Below are 18,432 nucleotides of genomic sequence, written 5' to 3' on the forward strand. Positions count from 1 at the left end.
ATGAGTGTAAAGCTTATATGTCATCTCTTTAATCGTTACGCCCCGTTTTTTGTTACAATAAGAAAGAAAGGTGATGATGATGTGAGCCGGGACGAAATAGATAAGCTGATACAAGCATTAAAGCAGGAATTCAAAGATGAATCTTCTGGTCATGACTGGCATCATCTTGAACGTGTGAGAAAAAATGCCCTGCTTATTGCAGAACGGGAAAAAATAACAGATACATATATCATCGAATTGGCCGCCCTGCTTCACGATGTTCCTGATGATAAGCTTAATTTTTCTGAGGAAGAGGGGAAGAGAAAGCTTGATGGATACGTATCCATGCTCTCTTTAAAAGAAGAAGAGAAGGAAGAGCTGTACGACATCATTTTCTCGATTTCCTACAAAGGCGGAAATGAAAAACCGCTGACTTCCATAAAGTCAATGATTGTAAGGGACGCAGACAGATTGGACGCCATAGGGGCAATCGGCATCGCCAGGACATTTGCATATGGCGGGAAGAAAGGCCAGGTATTATATGACCCTGATATAGAAGAAAGGTCCGTAATGACCCTTCAGGAATACCGGACAGGAAAAAGTTCGGGTATCCATCATTTTTACGAGAAATTATTAAAGTTGAAAAATTTGATGTGCACGGAAACCGGGAAGGCCATTGCTGAAGATCGTCATGACTTCATGCTCCACTTCCTGAAGCAATTCAACAAAGAATGGAATGGTCAAGAATGAGAATGTTAACAGCTGAGAACCTGTCAAAATCATACGGAGAGAAAACGTTATTTGACAGTATCTCGTTTTCTATAATTGAAAAGGAAAGAGTCGGCCTGATCGGTGTCAACGGAACAGGTAAATCAAGTCTCCTCAAGTTGATAGCCGGGATTGAAGAATATGATTCCGGTGAAATTACATCACCTGGAGATTATCATATTGCTTATTTGCCTCAGGAACCCGATATAGACGGTGATTTGAGCGTCATTGGCCAGGTTTTCAGCGGAGAGGCAAAAATGATCAAAGCCATGCGGGAATATGAAACCGCCCTTCTGGAAATGGAAAGTGACCCTGAAAGCCCCACTTTGCAGGAGCGGTTATTTGAAGCACAGAAGAGGATGGATATGCTCCATGCATGGGAGGCAAATGCCAATGCTAAGGCTATCCTCACCAAATTGGGCATATATGATTTTTCAAAAAAAATGAATGAACTTTCGGGAGGGCAAAAGAAAAGAGTGGCACTTGCAAGTGTGCTTATCGAGACCCCTGACCTTCTCATACTGGATGAACCTACAAACCATCTCGACTTTCAATCCATTAAATGGCTGGAAGATTACTTATCAAAATATAAAGGCTCAGTACTCCTCGTGACGCATGACCGGTATTTCCTTGATCGTGTCACAAACAGGACGTTCGAATTGGCTGGAGGCAAACTCTATTCTTATACCGGGAATTATGCTTCCTTCATAGAAGCGAAGGCGACAAGGCAGGAAAACGAACGCCTTATTTCTGAGAAGCAGCAAAACCTGTATCGCCGTGAACTTCAATGGATGAGAAGAGGTGCTAAAGCAAGGACCACAAAGCAAAAAGCAAGAATCCAGCGGTTCGAAAATCTGCAGGAGAATATGTCGTCCGGCCCTGACAATGCACAAGTGGAAATTGCAATCGGCGGGAACCGCCTCGGCAAGCAGGTATTTGAATTGAAGCAGGCAACGAAAACCTTTGATGACAAGTTGATACTTAAAGACTTCAATTACTTAATCAAGCCCGGTGACAGAATCGGGATCGTCGGTAAGAACGGCAGCGGAAAGTCGACTTTTCTTAACATTCTCTCAGGGGCGGACGTCTTGGATACCGGAGAACTGATTACAGGGCAAACCGTTAAAATAGCTTACTATACCCAGGGGCATGAAGAATTGGATGAAAACATGCGGATGATCGAATATCTCCGGGAAGCCGGGGAATTCATCACCACGGATAAGGGAGAAAGGATCTCAGTCACCTCCATGCTTGAGCGTTTTCTTTTCCCGATGAGTACTCACGGTACCCTTATCCGCAAGCTTTCGGGCGGGGAGAAGCGGAGGCTGTTTCTCCTGAAATTACTGATGGAAAAGCCTAATGTCCTACTGCTGGATGAACCTACCAATGATTTGGATACAGAAACACTGACTGTCCTTGAAGATTATATAAATGATTTTTCAGGTGTCGTAGTGACTGTATCCCATGATCGGTACTTCCTGGACAAGACGGCCGGCCAATTGCTCGTCTTTAACGGGGAAGGAGACATCGGCACCTACTTTGGGGAGTATACAGAGTATTTAGAGGAAGCCGAAGCTGTAGTGAAAAAGTCGGCAGCAGAAGAGAAAAAACAGGACCCGGCACCAAAGCTGACGGATCAGCAGCCGGAGAAGGATAAAAAAAGGCTGTCTTATATGGAAAAACGCGAATGGGATGAAATTGAAGGGAAAATTGCTTCCCTTGAAGAGAAACTGGAAAGCGTGCAGGAAGAACTTGAACGTGCAGGCAGCAATTTTGAACGGGCACAGGAATTGATGAATGAAAGCCAGCAATTGAACGACGAGCTGGAACACTTGATTGAAAGATGGAGCTATCTCTCTGAATTTGCTGATTAAGCGCTTTGTTTTTTACAGAATATTAACTGTGTTATGATGGAATAAAATAGAGATGGCAGAAAGGTGATTAATCTTGAAAATCGTATCGATTGAACCTACGCCCAGCCCTAATACGATGAAGATTCTCCTGGATAGGGAACTTGAAGCTGGGAAAAGTAATAACTACAAAAAAGATCAGTCTGAAGGTGCGCCTTCAATTATTAAAGACATCCTTCTTATAGACGGAATCAAGGGAGTTTATCATGTGGCAGACTTCCTTGCCGTTGAGAGAAATGCGAAGTTCGATTGGCAGGAGCTCCTCCCGAAGGTGAGAAAAGCATTCGGTGAAGAGACTCACCAGGAATCGGCCGAATCCCGGATGGAAGAACATTTTGGTGAAGTGAATGTCTCCGTGCAAATGTTTAAAGGCATCCCCATGCAGGTCAAGGTAACAGATGGAGAAACGGAGAAACGCTTTTCACTTCCTGAGCAGTTTATGAAAGCATTGGCAGATGCCCAGCAGGACGGGGACAATGTAGTTTTGCTCCGAAAGTGGAAGGAGCATGGTGTAAGGTATGGCGAGCTGGACGATATTGGAAGCGATGTTGTAGAAGAATTGACGGCTGCATATCCAGTTTCAAGACTGGTAAGGCTCGCAGAACAGGCAGTCGAAACCAGGTCTGAAGTACAGCCTGTCCGCCGAAATAAACATAAAATCACACTGGAGGACCTAGGTGCGCCGGATTGGCAAACCAGGTATCAAAGGCTTGAAGCGATGGATGACCCTTCCCTTGAAGATCTTCCTGTCCTTGAAAAGGCACTTGAGGATGAGAAAGTGTCGATCCGGCGTTTGGCTGTTGTATATTTAGGGATGATCGAGGACGAGCGGGTATTGCCGTATTTATACAGGGGCCTTAAGGATAAATCTGTTTCGGTCCGCCGTACTGCAGGTGACTGTTTATCCGATCTCGGATTCAAACAGGCAATGCCGCAGATGGTGGATGCATTGAAAGATAAAAGTAAATTGGTGAGATGGCGTGCTGCTATGTTTCTTTACGAAGAAGGCGATGAATCAGCACTTCCTGGTTTAAAAGCAGCAGAAGATGACCCGGAATTCGAAGTGAAGCTGCAAGTGAAAATGGCGATCGAACGCATTGAAGGCGGAGAAGAAGCCAAAGGTTCTGTTTGGAAACAAATGACCGAAGCACGTATGCAGGACTAATATAAAGTCGAATTTAAAATACAGTGGGGGGAATTAATTCATGTCAATGGCTTATGAAGAGTACATGAGACAACTAGTGAAACCTATGAGACAGGAACTTGTCCAGGCGGGGTTCAAGGAGCTCGGCGACGAAGAAGCAGTTGAGCAGTTTATGGAGAATGCAGAAGGAACGACACTGGTAGTCGTGAATTCAGTCTGCGGATGTGCAGCGGGACTTGCAAGGCCCGCTGCCACACAGTCCGTTCTTAATCATGAAAAAGCTCCCGATCAGCTTGTGACAGTGTTTGCCGGCCAGGATAAGGAAGCAACGATGAAGATGCGTGAATACTTCGAGGGATATGAGCCTTCATCCCCATCTATGGCATTGCTGAAAGGGAAAGAAGTGGTTCATTTCATTCCAAGAGAAGAAATTGAAGATCATGACATCGCAGACATCATTTCAAACTTGACCTCTGCATTCGACAAATATTGCTGAGGAATACACGGGGAACTCAACATGGGTTCCCCCTTTTTGTGTTATCATTTACAAAAAATGAATCATAAAGGAGATTACCGAATTGTTTGTAACAACATGCGGGAGAGCGAACGAGAAAGTCATCGGAAAAGCGCTTCAAATCGCTTCCGATTTGAAGATTCCGTATATTGAGCGGGGAAAAAAATCACTGATCCACCATATGGACAGACTGGGCAGGGACTGTCTGGTGGCAGGTAAAGAACGCCTGGAGCTTCATGAGAGGGAAAAGAGTGGAGAACCCTTCTTCTTTCATCCTAACTCAGCATCATTCCGGATCAAGAGATTAATGAGGGGTGAAAGTGATCCCCTTGTGGAAGCGGCAAGCCTTGAGGAAGGGATGAGTTTCCTGGATTGTACACTTGGGCTTGCTTCAGACAGTATCATCGCAAGTCATATAACCGGAACTGAGGGAATGGTGAAAGGGATAGAGGCAAATGAGTATATCGCCTATATCATTTCTGAAGGATTGAGAAACTGGGTATCCCCCCTTGAAGAACTGAACGAAGCGATGAAAAGAGTTGAAGTCTGTTATGGGAGATTCGAAGAAAAATTGATTGACTGCGGGGACAAATCAATGGATGTCGTCTATTTTGACCCTATGTTCGAGGAAGCACTCACAGATTCAACAGGCATCAATCCGATCAGGAACTGGGCAGCCTATACGCCAATGACGGCAGAAGTGATAGAAGAGGCAAAGCGTGTTGCCCGTAAGAGAATCGTCATGAAAAACCACTACCAGTCACCACTATTCGACCAACACGGATTCCACGTCATCAAAAGACCCTCAGCCAAATTTCACTTTGGAGTCATTGAGCTGTAATATACTTTTTACTATGTATGATTGGATGAGTGAGTTAAATAAAATGAAAGAACATTGTGTTGAAAATACTGAGTGGATTGGAGCGGAAGGCATTTGACTCCGACGGGACATAGAGGAAAAGTCGAGACTTGTCCAGCTCAGGCGACTAGAGGCTCGAGGTCATTAGTCAAACAAGCCAAAAAGGCAAAGAGCGCCTTTCCGGCTTGTTCGCCTTATGCTTGTCGCCTCTGAACGAGCCGCCTCCGCTTTTCTAACCCGCAGGCGGTACGCCGGGGAGGGTCGACTTCCTCCCCGGGGAATCTTATGCCTGCAGCGGAAAGTAACGGACAATTTAATACTTGATGAACAAAACAAAAGACAGGCATCAACATTGCCTGTCAGCTTTTTAACATCAGTCAGTGAACCCAAGAACCACAAAATACCCCAATAACAATAAATAACCAATATTAATCATAATTCCAGTATCCATTCTAGTGCTCCTCCTAACAAAATATCCTCATTAATATACTACCACAGAAATATTTTTATATCCTACAAAAAAATGAAACCTTTTTCACTTTTTAAACGTAAAAAATAGTATAATAATAGAAGCAATACATAGGAAGGGACGTTATCTATGTCAACTTGGTTCAAAAAGTCGTTTTTTGTTCTAATATCGATCCTTACATTTGGACTGGTCTCACCCTCGCAGGCATTCCTGAATGAGGAAGGTCATGCTCTCGCCAAAACAAGCGGAAAACCATCCTCGGTTGAAAGCTCGGAAGAAGAAGTCCATCAAGAAGAAACGGTTCTGACAAGAGAAGATTTTATGGACCAGATAATGGAGAAGGCAGAGGAAAATTCATACTTGAAATTCGGAGCCAAGATTAAGCCATCGATTGAAGATGAGTTCAAGAGCGTCATCCTTCCAAAGATGGAACGCGCAATCGAGCAGACCGCTTCACAGTATGAAGAAGATTTATCATTCCTCGTCATCTCAGAAGTTCCTCATTATGCAAAAACAGAGAAAATCTTTCATATTTACGATAACAGATCGGGAGAAGATGTCATCCGTTTTCACGTAAGAAAAGATCATCCTCCCAAAGACGGCTATTATTTCAATTTCCACTACCATACTGTCCATGATGATTTCCAGACCCATCATGATTTAGGCAGCATTTATTGGGATAAAAACACTCCACCTCAGTGGATGAGTGTTTCATAGAACAAATGTACATAAGAGGCTGGGACAAAATAATTTTTGCCTAAGTAAAACCCGAACTAGTTTGCCTATTCAAGGGCTGATTAGTTTGGGCTTTTTGTTAGAATATACTTTTGGATAGTCAGTTCTTTACAGCGGTTGATTGGAGTGCAAGACGAAGACTCCTGCGGGAAGAGTAGCTAATAAGAAAAGCGGAAGGGCTTTGCTCAGAGGCGGTTTGGCTTATGACATGTGCCTCTAAGCCCTGCAGCTGGACAATAGAAAAGCGGAGGCGGCTTGCTCAGCCCCGACAAGCATAAGATGAATGGGCCGGAAAGGCGTTTTTTGCCTTTTTGGTCCATTTATCTTATGACCTCGAGGGGCTAGCCGCCGGAGCTGGACATGTGAGACCCCGCAGGAACGCAGAGACGAGGAGGCTCACGGGCTACCCGAGGAAAGCGTAGTCTTGCACGGAAATCATTAGCGATATAAAGAACCTACACTAGTTTTTTCTCAGCTATTTTATGGCTCAAATCAGTTGATACCTGATGAATTGGAAGGATTCTTTCGTAAAAGATAATCTAATAGTATGGTAGAATAGTAAGTAGAACTGTCGTTAATGGAGGTTCTCTTACATGAAACGTGCATCCATCATTCTCGTCCTGATCGTAGCTTCTCTGATCGTCTGGAAGCAGACACAGGCAAATTACAGCGGTATTCTTTTAAAGCATTCTTCCATTAAAACCGCCATGAAATTAAATTCAGAAGAACAGCTGGAGAACATTGTCCTGCTGCCGGAAACAGATTTTGATAAAAGTGAAGCGAGGGGCATCATCAGCAGGCTTGATCATATTCCACGCCATTTACTCAGTGCTGTCGATAATCAAGAGATAAAAGTCCGTTTATTCGAAAGGAATTTAACGGATTTTTCTACTACCAGTCACTTAAAAGGCGTGACGCCAAGAGGATATACGAATAAGGATACGACCTGGGACGATGTTCCCGGGATAGGAGGTTCCAAACTCGTCCTGGTAAAGATCGGACATAGCGAAAAAGGAAAAGGGCATGATTCCGTGAACCTGGAATTACATGAACTTGCCCACAGCATTGATCGATATGTTATCAACGATCCCTACTCGGATATGGCGTTTACACATATATGGAAAAAAGAGGCGCCTCTTTTATTTCCTGGTCAATCTTACTTCATAGATTACCAGGAAGAGTATTTTGCTGAAACATTTGCTTTATATTATTTAAGCAAAGATTCAAGGAATCTATTGAAAAGAAAGGCTCCATCTACGTATCAATATTTTAAATCATTGGGTTGACTCTCAATGATGATCGAGTACACAATTAAGCAGAAGGTATATCCTTCTGCTATACATAACGAAATTTATATTCAGCGAAGGAGCGATGACAATGAAACACGGAGAATTTGCATATCTGGATATGTGCCGTCATGTACTGGACAACGGTTTCAGAAAAGAGGACCGGACAGGGACCGGCACTCTATCAGTCTTCGGCTATCAAATGAGGTTTGACTTATCCAAAGGATTTCCGCTTCTGACTACCAAACGGGTGCCTTTCCGGCTGGTGGCAAGTGAATTGCTGTGGTTCATAAAAGGGGATACAAATATCCGTTATTTGCTGCAGCACAATAACAACATCTGGAATGAATGGGCTTTTAAGAACTGGGTGGAGAGCAGTGAATATTCAGGCCCGGACATGAAGGATTTCGGATTGAGAAGCCAGAATGATGAGGAGTTCAATAAACTGTATCAAAGGGAAATGGAGCACTTTAAAGAGCGTATCCTTAATGACGATGAGTTTGCAAAGAAATTTGGTGACCTGGGACCGGTTTACGGCAAGCAATGGAGGGCATGGGAAACGACTTCAGGCGGGGCAATTGATCAGTTGAAGGACTTGATCGAACAGATAAAGGTCAATCCTGACTCAAGACGTTTGATCTTATCCAGCTGGTCACCGGAATTCGTCCCGATGATGGGACTGCCGCCATGTCATACCCTGTTTCAATTTTACGTCGCGGATGGTAAATTGAGCTGTCAGCTTTACCAGCGCAGCGGGGATATCTTCCTCGGAATCCCTTTCAATATAGCAAGCTATGCACTGTTGACCCACTTGATCGCCCATGAATGCGGCCTTTCTGTAGGGGACTTTGTCCATACAATTGGGGATGCGCACATATATACCAATCATATTGACCAAATCACCACACAGCTTGACCGTGAACCTAGGGCATTTCCAAAGCTTTCACTGAACAGCGATGTCGAATCGGTGTTTGATTTTGAAATGGAAGACATTGAATTGGAAGGATACGACCCTCATCCCTCCATTAAAGCACCGGTTGCTGTTTAATCGTATGCAGCTCCAATCTTATAATTGGAATTGAAAGGGGATAAGTAATGATCTCATTTATCGTAGCAATGGACTCAAAGTCAGCAATCGGAAAAAACAATGAACTTCCCTGGCACCTGCCGGCTGACCTGGCTTTCTTTAAAAAAACGACAATGGGAAAACCGATCATCATGGGGAGAAAAACCTTTGAATCAATCGGCAGGCCACTCCCTGGAAGAGAGAATATTGTGATCACAAGAGATAAAGATTTTGTGGCCGAGGGATGTAATGTTATACATGACCTGAAGAAGATAACTCAACTTGGTGCAGGTCAGGAGGAAGAAATCTTTGTGATTGGCGGAGCCGAGATTTTTAATGAGATGCTTCCTTATGCAGACCGTCTTTATGTTACCAAAATAGAGGAAGAATTCGATGGTGACACTTTCTTTCCTCCCTTTGATAAAGAAGAATGGGAACTGAAAAGCAAGGAAAAAGGCCCTAAAGATGACAAAAACCCATACGATTATTACTTTATGACATATGACCGAAAGTAAAAGAAGAACACAGTCAAAAATGTGTCTTAGTTTAATTAAAAACCGCACGAATTAGGATGCAAATTCGTGCGGTTTTTTAGTCATGTTCAATGTACTTTTTATTGTTTTCAGCTCTTTCCAGCGGTTGATTGGAGTGCAAGACGCAGACTCCTGCGGGAAAAGCGTGTTAGGTGAGACCCCGCAGGCGAAAAGCCGAGGAGGCTCACCAACCGCCCGCGGAAAGCGAAGTCTTGCACGGAAATCAATAGCGGTATTTAAGGCTTATGCTATAACTGTTGGCCTTTAAGTGAGAATATTTTAGTTTTGTTCCAGGCACTTTTTTAATTTAAACATAAAGCAAAATACAAAAATACATACATCCGCTTCCAGCAAGGACAAATAAATGCCAGATTGCATGGTTGTAGGGAAGCTTATTCCATACATAGAAGATGGCGCCTACCGAATACAGGATGCCTCCGGCTAGCAGCAGGGAGAACCCAGCCCCGGAAAGACTGAAATAAAGCGGCTTTACGGCGATGATCACAAGCCATCCCATAACCAGATAAAAAAGGGTGGAGACCACCTGATACCGGTCGACGAAATAGCATTTGAATACCACTCCCGCTACGGCAAGCCCCCACACGATCCCGAAAAGGGTCCAGCCAAGAGCACCCCTTACACTCACAAGCATGAACGGAGTATATGTCCCTGCAATTAAGATATAAATAGCCGAGTGATCAAGGACGGCGAACAGGTTCTTTGCCTTAGAGGGTTTAAAGCTGTGGAGCAGGGTAGAAAATAAGTAAAGAAGGATCATGGATGCCCCGAATATGGAAAAACTGACAATATGCCACGGCGAACCTCTGTCTATGGATATGATGATCAGCATGACCAATGCAGGGATGCTTAGTATAAAGCCGATGCCATGGGTGATGGCATTGGCAAGTTCCTCTTTCCAATTTGAATAATCAAAGTCATATGTCAAAAGAACACACCCTTTCTGACGAACAGTAAATGTTGTGTATTAATCGTAATCCTCTTTACCAAAATCTGCAACCGTTTTGCAAAAGATATTGTTTTTAAGAGTGGTTTGGATTACTCTCTTTTTAAGAATAGGGATGTTGAATACGGTAATAGGAGAAACAAATATTGCAGAGGTGATAAATCTATGTGTGGAAGGTTTTCTCTTTCGACGCCGCTTGAAGAATTAGTAAACCAGTTTTTGATTGATGAATTCATCGAAGAAACTTCACCGAGATACAATGTGGCCCCGTCCCAAAAAGTACTGTCGCTTATTTCCAAGAACGGTGTAAGAAAGGCAGGGGAAACGTTGTGGGGCCTTGTTCCGGGCTGGGCAAACACGCATAATTGGAAACCATTGATCAATGCGCGCAGTGAAACATTATTGGATAAACCAAGTTTTCGCTCATTGGTGCACAAAAGAAGAATGGTCATTTTTTCGGATGGATTTTATGAATGGAGAAAAGGGAGAGATGGCAAAATTCCGGTGCGCTTCCTTCTCAAGAGTGAGGAACCATTTGTTTTTGCCGGACTATGGGACAGGACAAGTGATGGAAAGGTTACATCAACCATCCTTACGACAAAGGCAAATGACGTGGTCGATCCAGTTCATGACAGGATGCCGGTCATGCTGAAAAATAATGATGATATTGAGAAATGGCTGGATACGGACAAATATCCGTTTGAAGAAGCTTCAACACTATTAAGATCATATCCCGGGGATGAAATGAAGAGCTATGAGGTTTCGATGATGGTAAATTCGCCAAAAAACGATAGTAAAGAATGTATCCGCCCTGCTTGAACACAAATTTTTTCAGTTTTGCAAAATTAGACATCATATGCGCTTCATCCTGAGGTATAATAAGAATACAAACGGGTATAAAAGAGGATTGATACTTTGCTGACAAAAACCATTGAGTTCAAATCAAAGTATGGAAGGAAAGTCAAAATCTTAGAAGTCCCTGTATTAAAGGAAGACAGCCCGCTCTCCTTCAGAGTAAATCTGAAATTAAATGCTTTCATAATGAAAATCTCCAAAGACGAATCGAACAGATCGGCATTCAGTTTCAGGGAACATCTGAAGAAAACAATGAAATGGTCCGATTATGAACAAATTTACCACAATACAGAGTTGAAAAATAATGCATGACCACCTGCGCTGAATCCACTCTGGATCCAGCCTTTTTCTTTTCTGGGAACGTAAACACCATCAATTGATAAAATCTATTTAATTCCTGACTCGTAAACGTTATAATACAAGGGATATGGTAGAAGGATGTGGCTAAGTTGAGCAAAATAAAAATCGTTACAGATTCAACAGGAGATTTAACAGAAAAAGAAATCAATGATTTGGACATTCATGTTGTTCCTCTATCCATCACCATCGATGGGGAAACATATTTAGATAGGGTTGAACTGAATCCTTCGAGCTTTTTAGAAAAGATGAGGAATTCAAAGGAACTCCCTAAAAGCTCGCAGCCTCCTGCCGGCGCTTTCCTGGAAAAATACGACGAATTAGGAAAAGATGGATCGATCATACTCTCGATACATATGACCGGCAATATGAGCGGAACTGTAAGGTCGGCAGAATCTGCTGCAGAAATGTCTTCTTCACAAGTGAAGGTTGTAGATTCAAGATTCATTTCCAGGGGCCTTGCTTTTCAAGTCATCGAAGCTGCCAAGCTTGCCAAAGCAGGAAAATCGCTTGAAGAAATCCTGAGCTCGATCGAAGAAATTCGAAATAACACAGATCTATTTGTTGTCGTCGACACATTAGAAAACCTTGTAAAGGGCGGCAGGATCGGAAAGGGCCGGGCTATGATCGGCTCTTTGCTTAATATCAAACCGATTGCATCACTGGCAGGCGGTGAGTATACCCCGGTTGCAAAGGTACGAAGTCATTCTCAGGTGGTAAAATACTTAACTTCCCAATTCGTTGATGACGTCAAAGGGAAGACGATCCGGGGTGTCGGCCTGGTACATGCGGATGGAATGAAACTGGCACAGAATATTAAAAATAAGATAAAAGAAAAGACCGGGTTTGATGATTTCGAGATAGGGGAAACGACTCCCGTCATCAGCACCCATACAGGAATCGGGGCAATCGGGTTTATGTATTATACAGATTAAAACGCAGAACGGCGGGGAGATCCTTCGCCGTTTTTGACATTACTGGAAAAATCCTGAATACCTTTTTGATTCAAATATACAATTAATAACATATACTACTATATAGGAACTTTCATGATCAGAAAGCAGTTTACAATTCGTTTATGTATTCTTAACAAAGGTTTTACTGATATACTGTCGTGATATAATAATATTAAAGTGTAAGCGAGGTGAAGCAGATGAAAAGAATAGCTTTCTTCATGCTTGCTTTTGTTCTTCTATTATCGGGATGTTCCATGGAAGATGCAGCGGAACATGTGACAAGGGAAGTTTCCTTATGGGATAAAGAGACCCCAAACGAAGACTTCATACCGAAAAATCTAAAAATCGTCTCAATCGGGGATTCCCTCACACAGGGAGTAGGCGACAGCACGAAAAGCGGAGGATATGTTCCTTATCTTGAGGATCACCTTGAATCTATGGAAGGTATAAATAATGCACAATTCCATAACTACGGGGTTAGGGGAAACCGTACAGATCAGCTGCTGAAACGGTTGAAAGAAGACAAAGTGAAAGAGTCGATCGAAGAATCCGATGTCGTCATGATCACTATTGGAGGAAACGATGTCATGAAGATTTTCAGGGAAAATCTATCTCATTTGAGTCTGGAAGTTTTTCAAGAAGAAAAACGCTTGTATCAAGAAAGGCTTGCTGAAATCATGAAGACGATCAAAAGCTATAATCCGGATGCCGGGGTCGTGCTTGTCGGTCTGTATAATCCATTTAATACATGGTTCTCTGAAATAGATGAAGTAAATCAAATCATTTCCAATTGGAACAGTGCAAGCGAACAGGTATTGAGCAGCTATGATAAAACGCTCTTTATAAAGATTGACGATTTATTTATCGACAGCGGGGATACCCTGCTCTATGAAGATTACTTCCATCCAAATGATGAAGGATATAAATTGATCGCGGACCGAATGTTTGAGACTCTTTCACAAGGGGAAACAATTGCAAGACTGACCGATTAACGATATATAGCCAGAAGAGGAGAAGCTGTTATGAAGAACAAATGGAAGGCAGGGTTTTTTGCCTTATCAGGAGCGCTGATTGCAGGACTCGTCATATTATTAGTCATGATTTTTGCTCCTGCCGAAAACGATGAATTGCCCTTAAATAAAGATAATACAGACAAAGAAGTGGGGTTTGATGTCAGATCGAACAAGCACGACCTGAATCTCATCATTGAACACTATATTGAAGAAGAGGGCCTGAAAGGTCCGGTTGACTACGATGTGAAATTAAAAGATGATGTAGAATTACATGGATCTGTGCCTGTTTTTACATCAGACCTGGATTTTAAGCTTACCTTTGAACCCAAGGCACTGGAGAATGGGGATATCCTCCTTAAACAGAAATCAATTTCAGTTGGAGCCCTGAACTTGCCTGTATCATATGTTTTGAAGGTCATAAGGGACTCATATAATTTTCCTGAATGGGTTAAGATTCAGCCGAGTGATGAGTTGATTTACGTGTCACTTCAGGATATGAAACTCAAAAGTGATATTAAAGTGCGTGCAAAGGAATTTGATCTGGAAAAAGACAACATCATGTTCCGCTTGTTAGTGCCTGTAGATCAGGCTCAATAAAAAAGGATGACCAAAATGGTCATCCTTTTTTATCCTTTTAATAATAGAGTTTCGAGTCCGGGTTCACCCTCGGCGAATCCCAGGGCGACAATGGTATATGACTGATTGGCTTTTAAACTTACGCCCGGTATATCCAGCACTTTATTTTTTGTACCCGCGATTCTTGCTTCAAGATTAACCGTCATCGGAGTCAGATTTAAATATTCGGTGGCCTGCTTGAACGAAATGTCCGGGAATACTGTGTCTCCTCCTTTAACACCTATATCGACCGCAGGGGCATCAGGTGAGAGGTGAATAAATTTGATTTTGGTTTCCCCGTTAGGGACGGACGGATCATCTATATATGGAAGCAGCTGCAGTTTATTTGAGGAGCCGACAGCAGCAAGTGTATATACCTTGCCCGGCTCAATTTTAACTTTTTTGCTGATCAGCGTGTTGACGCCGGTGCCGGCTGGATAGATATCTATGTGATATTTGCCCGCAGGCAGCGTAAGATAATCACTGATATCCTTGAATGCCACATCCCTTAAGACACGGTTGGCATTGATATATATATCCACACTTGGTGCATCGGGGACGGCGTGAAGCACTCTGACATAAGCTGGCTGGCTGGAAAGATTCATTTCTCTCTGCTGGGCTTGGAGGGCAAGATTCATATATTTTAAATGTTTTTGATAATAATGGATATGCATGGAAGGGTTACTGTATTTATAGTATCCCGCCAGTAAATCGTATAATGAAGCCTTATTTAGGTAATCCTGTTGATTTCTCATCGCTTTCTCCCCTTTAATCTTTCTCAACACCTTAGAATATGCATATGAAGGAAAATGGTGAAAGTACCCATTTTTACATATTCCTCAAAAAAAAGAAAATTTTTCTTGAATCATCTGAATTTTTGAGCGATAATATACTTAACTTACAGAAAGCGGGTGATGAGATATGAGCAGACAAATGATCAATCAAAAAGCATATCAGTATAAATATGTCTCTGCATGCCAGCATACCGCTTTAACCGGTGATTTAAATTAGTGGTCTTCTTATACCCTATGAATGAATCCGTTGGCGTGCAGAGCGCTAATGGATTTTTTTATTTTAGGAGGACTATTGATGAAAACGATCAGAACACAATTATTTGAGAATAAACTGGAATCATTGGGGGAAGGACACTTAAGCCTAACCAGGCTCGGAAGGGTAGTGACCGAACAAAAAGGCGCATACAGGGTGATGACCTTTTCCGATGACCTGCTTTGTAAAATATCCGGGAAATTCCGCTTCGAAGCGGTCAGCAGGGAGGGTCTTCCTGCAGTCGGGGATTGGGTATTGCTTAATGAAGAAGGTAATATCATAGAAAGAGTATTCCCGAGAATAAGCAAATTTTCAAGGAAAAAAGCAGGTTTGGAAGCGGAGGAACAGATCATCGCTGCCAATATTAATACAATTTTCATCCTTTCTTCCTTGAATGATGAGTTGAACATCGGAAGAATCGAACGGTATTTATTGCTCTGCTGGGAGAGCGGGGCGAATCCGGTGGTTGTATTGACGAAGGCTGATGCTTGTACAGATGCAGCCGAAAAGAGAAAAGCGGTGGAGGACAAATTATACGGCGTGAAGGTCCTCACCATCAGCTCAATCACCAAAGAAGGAATCGAACAGTTGAACCCCTATTTAGAAATGGGTAAAACAGTGGCGTTAGTCGGTTCTTCAGGTGTAGGGAAATCGACTTTGACAAATCTTCTCATTGAAGCAGATGTGCAGAAAACGAAAGAGGTCAGGGGGTGTGATGATAAAGGACGGCATACGACGACGCACAGGGAATTATTCCTGTTGGGAAATGGGGCCTCCCTTATCGATACACCAGGGATGAGAGAAATACAATTATGGCAGGGGCAGGACGGATTGTCTGCTAAATTCGGTGATATCGAAGAGCTGGCACTGTCGTGCAGATTCAATGACTGCTCCCATGAAGGTGAACCGGGCTGCAGGATAAAGGAAGCGATCCTGGCAGGCGAGCTTGATCATAATCGATTGGATCATTACCACAAGCTTCAGAGGGAAATCGCTTATACAGAAAGAAGAGGGAACAAGCGGCTCGAATCCCTGGAACGGAAAAAATGGAAAAACATAGGGAAACAGCGCAAGCTAAAATAACGTTTAAAAGATTGATTCTTTACAGAGTCAATCTTTTTGATTTTTTCCCTATATGAGTTAAAATTTCTTAAAAAGGGAAAAGTCTAATTAACACTATGAAAGGTTGATGAGGATGTCAAATGAGCAAACGTTACAAAAGGCCGCATTTGCCGGGGGATGTTTCTGGTGTATGGTGAAACCCTTCGATGAACAGCCGGGTATCGAAAGTGTCACCTCGGGTTATACAGGAGGCACCACCCGGAACCCGACGTATCAGGAAGTATGTTCTGAAACGACTGGACATTACGAGGCTGTACAAATCTTATTCGATCCTGAAGTGTTTCCTTATGAAAAATTACTGGACGTGTATTGGCAGCAGATCGATCCAACAGATCCAGGCGGCCAATTTTTTGACAGGGGCCACTCCTATAAGACCGCCATTTTTTATTATAATGAAGAACAAAGGGCAGCAGCGGAGAAATCAAAGCAGGAACTCGGGGCGTCAGGTAAATTTGACAAGCCCATCGCAACAGCCATCCTTCCTGCAAAGGAATTTTATCCTGCGGAGGATTATCATCAGGATTACTACAAGAAAAACCCTGTGCATTATGAGCGTTACAGCCATGGTTCTGGAAGAAAGTCATTTATAAAAGAACATTGGGGGGAGAAATGATGAAAAATAAAGAAGAACTCAAGAAAAAGTTATCACCAGTCCAATACGAAGTGACACAGAACAATGGGACGGAACCGCCTTTCAGAAATGAATACTGGAATGAGTTCAAAGAAGGAATCTATGTTGATGTCATTTCAGGAGAAGCGCTATTCAGCTCAAAGGACAAATACGATGCAGGCTGCGGATGGCCAAGCTTTACAAAACCGATCGATGAATCGGAAATTGAGGAAAAAGAGGATCGGAGCCATTTCATGGTACGCACCGAAGTGAGGAGCAAATCAGCTGATTCCCATTTAGGGCATGTGTTTGATGACGGACCGGGTCCGGCGAAACTGCGATATTGCATCAACTCGGCGGCGCTACGGTTCATCCCATATGAAAAGCTTGAAGAAGAGGGATACGGTAAGTACAAGAAGTTATTTTAAGTAACTGGTTTTGTTGTGAGTACTTTCACATATGTGCTAAAATTAAATCTGCATGTTTATACAGCTGTACATATGTGTAAATACTTAATATAGGAAGGTGAAAGTCTTATGCTGAAAAAACTATTTGGTAAAAAAGAGGAAGCACCTAAAACTGTTGTTGCATCTGCACCGCTGACAGGAACGGTCAAATCGCTGGAAGAGGTTCCGGATCCGGTATTCTCCCAGAAGATGATGGGAGATGGAATCGCAATCGATCCATCAGAAGGCAAGGTCGTTTCACCGGTGGACGGGGAGATCATGCAGCTTTTCCCTACTAAGCATGCTGTCGGAATCAAAGCAAAAAATGGAGCTGAACTGCTGATCCATATCGGCCTCGAAACAGTTTCCATGAATGGTGAAGGCTTTGAAGCACATGTGTCGGAAGGATCAAAAGTGAGTAAAGGGGATGCCCTTATTACATTTGATCTGGACTTGGTGAAAGAAAAAGCGAAAAGTACGATTACCCCTATCATCCTCACAAACGGAGACAACATGGGTGAACTGGTTAAGAAAGAGGCTGTTTCTGTAACGGCAGGCATAGAAGAAGTGTTGGAAATAACTGCAGAGTAAGACGTAAAAGGGTGTGTGTACACCGCTTCAAGGCGGCTGTGGACACACCCTTTTCTTATGGGAAAGAAAACCCTAGTCTAGGCATCTTTTAAAAAGCATTCAGCTAATATTAAAAAACTCCTCTATGGTGCTAAATATTTTTGGTTCACCAACCAAAACATTAGCGCATGGAGGAGTTTTTCATTCGGGGCTACCCGCGGAAAGCGAAGTCTTGCACGGAAATCATGAGCGGTGTTTAGAGTCCACTCTAAAATGTTCGCTTTTGGACCTAAACTAAGAATTCCCCCAGCGATGCGTTTTCTTTTTTGGGCAAAATGGGCAAATGCACAAACAGTGGCCGGGCACTTGACATACATTGTCATTGTAAATAAAAAATGAGGAGAGATAGATATGTATAAAGGTGCTGTAGAACCTGCATATACTCAATGCCACCCAGGTTATGGATATCCAGTTGGCGGAGTAGGCTGCGGAAATGGCTTTGCTTTGATTGTTGTATTGTTTATTTTGCTCATTATCATCGGAGCTGTATGTTACTGTAAATAAATTGGATGAAACAAAAGGTGCCGGAGCAGTCTGCTTCGGCACCTTTTATT

21 protein-coding genes are annotated in these 18,432 nt (G+C 42.9%); 19 read left to right on the forward strand and 2 right to left on the reverse strand.

The window, feature by feature from the left end; all coding sequences use genetic code 11:
- The 9 genes from BHE18_RS11470 to BHE18_RS11510 all read left to right on the forward strand — a co-directional run bounded on the left by BHE18_RS11470 (position 1) and on the right by BHE18_RS11510 (position 9,245).
- The gene (locus BHE18_RS11470; protein ID WP_083573722.1) at positions 1 to 729 is read left to right on the forward strand and encodes an HD domain-containing protein; all 729 of its coding nucleotides are present in this window, start codon (positions 1 to 3) and stop codon (positions 727 to 729) included.
- Positions 726 to 2,621 (forward strand): ABC-F family ATP-binding cassette domain-containing protein, encoded by a 1,896-nt coding sequence (locus tag BHE18_RS11475; RefSeq protein ID WP_071618696.1) that lies wholly within the window; start codon positions 726 to 728, stop codon positions 2,619 to 2,621. The genes BHE18_RS11470 and BHE18_RS11475 overlap by 4 nt, the downstream gene beginning before the upstream one ends.
- A 73-nt stretch (positions 2,622 to 2,694) precedes the next feature.
- Entirely contained in the window at positions 2,695 to 3,822 is a 1,128-nt protein-coding gene (locus BHE18_RS11480) for a conserved virulence factor C family protein (protein WP_071618697.1), read from the forward strand.
- A 40-nt stretch (positions 3,823 to 3,862) separates the two neighbouring features.
- Positions 3,863 to 4,297, forward strand: a complete 435-nt coding sequence (locus BHE18_RS11485; protein WP_071618698.1) for a BrxA/BrxB family bacilliredoxin — start codon at positions 3,863 to 3,865, stop codon at positions 4,295 to 4,297.
- 82 nt (positions 4,298 to 4,379) lie between these two features.
- Positions 4,380 to 5,156: a class I SAM-dependent methyltransferase gene (locus tag BHE18_RS11490; RefSeq protein ID WP_071618699.1), complete on the forward strand. Its 777-nt coding sequence runs from the start codon at positions 4,380 to 4,382 to the stop codon at positions 5,154 to 5,156.
- A gap of 616 nt (positions 5,157 to 5,772) precedes the next feature.
- Positions 5,773 to 6,360 (forward strand): YpjP family protein, encoded by a 588-nt coding sequence (locus BHE18_RS11495; RefSeq protein WP_071618700.1) that lies wholly within the window; start codon positions 5,773 to 5,775, stop codon positions 6,358 to 6,360.
- 611 nt (positions 6,361 to 6,971) lie between these two features.
- A complete protein-coding gene (locus tag BHE18_RS11500) occupies positions 6,972 to 7,664 on the forward strand; it encodes an anthrax toxin lethal factor-related metalloendopeptidase (RefSeq protein ID WP_071618701.1) in 693 nt (230 codons plus the stop codon).
- Between the two features lie 91 nt (positions 7,665 to 7,755).
- Complete coding sequence (locus BHE18_RS11505; protein WP_071618702.1) at positions 7,756 to 8,712, forward strand: thymidylate synthase; 957 nt, start codon at positions 7,756 to 7,758, stop codon at positions 8,710 to 8,712.
- A 47-nt stretch (positions 8,713 to 8,759) separates the two neighbouring features.
- Positions 8,760 to 9,245, forward strand: a complete 486-nt coding sequence (locus BHE18_RS11510; protein WP_071618703.1) for a dihydrofolate reductase — start codon at positions 8,760 to 8,762, stop codon at positions 9,243 to 9,245.
- 325 nt (positions 9,246 to 9,570) lie between these two features.
- Here the strand turns inward: BHE18_RS11510 and trhA are convergent, their stop codons facing one another.
- Entirely contained in the window at positions 9,571 to 10,209 is a 639-nt protein-coding gene (gene trhA, locus BHE18_RS11520; RefSeq protein ID WP_071618705.1) for a PAQR family membrane homeostasis protein TrhA, read from the reverse strand.
- A 183-nt stretch (positions 10,210 to 10,392) separates the two neighbouring features.
- On the opposite strand from trhA, the gene BHE18_RS11525 reads away from it, so the two are divergent.
- From BHE18_RS11525 to BHE18_RS11545, 5 genes are all read left to right on the forward strand, one after another.
- A complete protein-coding gene (locus BHE18_RS11525; protein WP_071618706.1) occupies positions 10,393 to 11,046 on the forward strand; it encodes an SOS response-associated peptidase in 654 nt (217 codons plus the stop codon).
- 96 nt (positions 11,047 to 11,142) lie between these two features.
- Positions 11,143 to 11,394, forward strand: a complete 252-nt coding sequence (locus BHE18_RS11530) for a DUF2535 family protein (protein WP_071618707.1) — start codon at positions 11,143 to 11,145, stop codon at positions 11,392 to 11,394.
- A gap of 137 nt (positions 11,395 to 11,531) precedes the next feature.
- The gene (locus tag BHE18_RS11535; RefSeq protein ID WP_071618708.1) at positions 11,532 to 12,374 is read left to right on the forward strand and encodes a DegV family protein; all 843 of its coding nucleotides are present in this window, start codon (positions 11,532 to 11,534) and stop codon (positions 12,372 to 12,374) included.
- Between the two features lie 218 nt (positions 12,375 to 12,592).
- The gene (locus tag BHE18_RS11540) at positions 12,593 to 13,387 is read left to right on the forward strand and encodes an SGNH/GDSL hydrolase family protein (RefSeq protein ID WP_071618709.1); all 795 of its coding nucleotides are present in this window, start codon (positions 12,593 to 12,595) and stop codon (positions 13,385 to 13,387) included.
- Between the two features lie 30 nt (positions 13,388 to 13,417).
- Positions 13,418 to 14,005, forward strand: a complete 588-nt coding sequence (locus BHE18_RS11545) for a YpmS family protein (protein WP_071618710.1) — start codon at positions 13,418 to 13,420, stop codon at positions 14,003 to 14,005.
- Between the two features lie 29 nt (positions 14,006 to 14,034).
- Here BHE18_RS11545 and BHE18_RS11550 read toward each other — a convergent pair whose 3' ends face one another.
- Entirely contained in the window at positions 14,035 to 14,778 is a 744-nt protein-coding gene (locus tag BHE18_RS11550; protein WP_071618711.1) for a DUF4397 domain-containing protein, read from the reverse strand.
- Between the two features lie 334 nt (positions 14,779 to 15,112).
- Here BHE18_RS11550 and rsgA point away from each other — a divergent pair, with 334 nt between their 5' ends.
- From rsgA to BHE18_RS11575, 5 genes are all read left to right on the forward strand, one after another.
- Positions 15,113 to 16,153, forward strand: a complete 1,041-nt coding sequence (gene rsgA, locus BHE18_RS11555; RefSeq protein WP_071618712.1) for a ribosome small subunit-dependent GTPase A — start codon at positions 15,113 to 15,115, stop codon at positions 16,151 to 16,153.
- A gap of 112 nt (positions 16,154 to 16,265) precedes the next feature.
- A complete protein-coding gene (gene msrA / locus BHE18_RS11560; protein ID WP_071618713.1) occupies positions 16,266 to 16,805 on the forward strand; it encodes a peptide-methionine (S)-S-oxide reductase MsrA in 540 nt (179 codons plus the stop codon).
- Complete coding sequence (gene msrB, locus BHE18_RS11565) at positions 16,802 to 17,230, forward strand: peptide-methionine (R)-S-oxide reductase MsrB (protein WP_071618714.1); 429 nt, start codon at positions 16,802 to 16,804, stop codon at positions 17,228 to 17,230. The genes msrA and msrB overlap by 4 nt, the downstream gene beginning before the upstream one ends.
- A gap of 108 nt (positions 17,231 to 17,338) precedes the next feature.
- Entirely contained in the window at positions 17,339 to 17,839 is a 501-nt protein-coding gene (locus tag BHE18_RS11570; RefSeq protein WP_071618715.1) for a PTS sugar transporter subunit IIA, read from the forward strand.
- 390 nt (positions 17,840 to 18,229) lie between these two features.
- Entirely contained in the window at positions 18,230 to 18,382 is a 153-nt protein-coding gene (locus tag BHE18_RS11575) for a YjcZ family sporulation protein (RefSeq protein ID WP_071618716.1), read from the forward strand.
- Positions 18,383 to 18,432: the final 50 nt, after the last annotated feature.

Source organism: Rossellomorea aquimaris, assembly GCF_001877785.1.
Taxonomy (GTDB): Bacteria; Bacillota; Bacilli; order Bacillales; family Bacillaceae_B; genus Rossellomorea; species Rossellomorea aquimaris_A.

Excerpts from the sequence above, each read along its gene's own strand:
- BHE18_RS11470 (WP_083573722.1), top strand. The coding sequence starts at position 1 with ATGAGTGTAAAGCTTATATGTCATCTCTTTAATCGTTACGCCCCGTTT.
- BHE18_RS11475 (WP_071618696.1), top strand. The coding sequence starts at position 726 with ATGAGAATGTTAACAGCTGAGAACCTGTCAAAATCATACGGAGAGAAA.
- BHE18_RS11485 (WP_071618698.1), top strand. The coding sequence starts at position 3,863 with ATGTCAATGGCTTATGAAGAGTACATGAGACAACTAGTGAAACCTATG.
- BHE18_RS11495 (WP_071618700.1), top strand. The coding sequence starts at position 5,773 with ATGTCAACTTGGTTCAAAAAGTCGTTTTTTGTTCTAATATCGATCCTT.
- BHE18_RS11500 (WP_071618701.1), top strand. The coding sequence starts at position 6,972 with ATGAAACGTGCATCCATCATTCTCGTCCTGATCGTAGCTTCTCTGATC.
- BHE18_RS11505 (WP_071618702.1), top strand. The coding sequence starts at position 7,756 with ATGAAACACGGAGAATTTGCATATCTGGATATGTGCCGTCATGTACTG.
- BHE18_RS11510 (WP_071618703.1), top strand. The coding sequence starts at position 8,760 with ATGATCTCATTTATCGTAGCAATGGACTCAAAGTCAGCAATCGGAAAA.
- BHE18_RS11525 (WP_071618706.1), top strand. The coding sequence starts at position 10,393 with ATGTGTGGAAGGTTTTCTCTTTCGACGCCGCTTGAAGAATTAGTAAAC.
- BHE18_RS11540 (WP_071618709.1), top strand. The coding sequence starts at position 12,593 with ATGAAAAGAATAGCTTTCTTCATGCTTGCTTTTGTTCTTCTATTATCG.
- BHE18_RS11545 (WP_071618710.1), top strand. The coding sequence starts at position 13,418 with ATGAAGAACAAATGGAAGGCAGGGTTTTTTGCCTTATCAGGAGCGCTG.
- BHE18_RS11550 (WP_071618711.1), bottom strand. The coding sequence starts at position 14,778 with ATGAGAAATCAACAGGATTACCTAAATAAGGCTTCATTATACGATTTA.
- rsgA (WP_071618712.1), top strand. The coding sequence starts at position 15,113 with ATGAAAACGATCAGAACACAATTATTTGAGAATAAACTGGAATCATTG.
- msrA (WP_071618713.1), top strand. The coding sequence starts at position 16,266 with ATGTCAAATGAGCAAACGTTACAAAAGGCCGCATTTGCCGGGGGATGT.
- msrB (WP_071618714.1), top strand. The coding sequence starts at position 16,802 with ATGATGAAAAATAAAGAAGAACTCAAGAAAAAGTTATCACCAGTCCAA.
- BHE18_RS11570 (WP_071618715.1), top strand. The coding sequence starts at position 17,339 with ATGCTGAAAAAACTATTTGGTAAAAAAGAGGAAGCACCTAAAACTGTT.
- BHE18_RS11575 (WP_071618716.1), top strand. The coding sequence starts at position 18,230 with ATGTATAAAGGTGCTGTAGAACCTGCATATACTCAATGCCACCCAGGT.